Origin of the sequence: Streptomyces sp. UNOB3_S3 (assembly GCF_020740895.1) — a bacterium.
GTDB lineage: Bacteria > Actinomycetota > Actinomycetes > Streptomycetales > Streptomycetaceae > Streptomyces.
The window spans coordinates 1-566 of the sequence record NZ_JAILXP010000775.1 but is presented as its reverse complement, the minus strand read 5'-3'; the positions used below and the strand labels follow the sequence as shown (position 1 = coordinate 566).

The 566-nt window shown below is 69.8% G+C and carries 1 pseudogene; it reads right to left on the bottom strand.

Annotated features, from left to right (window positions below):
• Positions 1-566, bottom strand: a pseudogene (locus K6I33_RS35580) (acetyl-/propionyl-CoA carboxylase subunit alpha); the annotation flags it as partial.

The following is a 566-nucleotide window of genomic DNA, read 5'->3' as shown; positions in this document are numbered from 1 at the left end:
GTGTTGGTGAATTCGGTTTCGATCCAGCGGGTGTGGACGTGGAACGGGTCGCTGGTGAACGCCGGGTCGGTGACCACCGCACGGTGGAACGGGATCGCGGTGGCCATCCCCTCGACCTGGAACTCCGCCAGCGCACGCGCCGCACGCTGAAGCGCCTGCTCACGCGTCGCACCCGTGACGATCAGCTTGGCGAGGAGCGAGTCCCACGCGGGGCCGATGACGCTGCCGGACTCCACACCCGCGTCCAGGCGCACGCCCGGGCCGGTGGGCGCGGTGAAGGTGGTGACGGTGCCGGGGGCGGGCAGGAAGTTACGGCCCGGGTCCTCGCCGTTGATCCGGAACTCGAAGGAGTGGCCGCGCACGGCGGGGTCGTCGTAACCGAGGGCCTCGCCGTCGGCGATCCGGAACATCTCCCGCACCAGGTCGATGCCCGTGACCTCCTCGGTCACCGGGTGCTCCACCTGCAGACGCGTGTTCACCTCCAGGAACGAGATCGTCCCGTCCAGACCCACCAGGAACTCCACCGTGCCGGCGCCGACGTAGCCGGCCTCCTTCAGGATCGCCTT